The 636-nt window shown below is 60.2% G+C and carries 1 protein-coding gene; it reads left to right on the top strand.

What is annotated here, in order from left to right; all coding sequences use genetic code 11:
* Positions 1-636, top strand: a 636-nt coding sequence (locus tag FCS99_RS03330; protein ID WP_267899607.1) for an EF-Tu C-terminal domain-related protein, incomplete at its 5' end; no start/stop codon positions are given.

The following is a 636-nucleotide window of genomic DNA, read 5'->3' as shown; positions in this document are numbered from 1 at the left end:
ATCGGCAAGGAGAAGATCCTTGAGCTGATGGCGGCTGTGGACGAATACATCCCGACGCCGGATCGTCCGGTTGACCAGCCCTTCCTGATGCCGATCGAAGACGTGTTCTCGATCTCTGGCCGGGGTACGGTTGTGACGGGTCGCGTTGAGCGCGGCATCGTGAAGGTCGGCGAAGAAATCGAGATCGTGGGTATCCGCGACACGACGAAGACGACGTGCACGGGCGTTGAAATGTTCCGCAAGCTGCTCGACCAGGGCCAGGCGGGCGACAATGTTGGTGTTCTGCTTCGCGGTGTTGACCGTGAGGGTGTTGAGCGCGGCCAGGTTCTGGCCAAGCCGGGTTCGATCACGCCGCACGCCAAGTTCGTGGCTGAAGCCTATATCCTGACGAAGGAAGAGGGTGGCCGTCACACGCCGTTCTTCACGAACTACCGTCCGCAGTTTTACTTCCGCACGACCGACGTGACCGGCGTCGTGACGCTGAAGGAAGGCACCGAGATGGTGATGCCGGGCGATAATGTGGAAATGAATGTCGAGCTGATCACGCCGATCGCCATGGAAGAGAAGCTGCGCTTCGCTATCCGTGAAGGCGGTCGTACCGTCGGCGCCGGCGTCGTCTCCAAAATCGTCGAGTAA

Origin of the sequence: Maricaulis alexandrii (assembly GCF_005871165.1) — a bacterium.
In the GTDB taxonomy this organism is placed as follows: domain Bacteria; phylum Pseudomonadota; class Alphaproteobacteria; order Caulobacterales; family Maricaulaceae; genus Maricaulis; species Maricaulis alexandrii.
The sequence above is the reverse complement of the archived record's forward strand: the minus strand, read 5'-3'. Positions and strand labels throughout refer to the sequence as shown.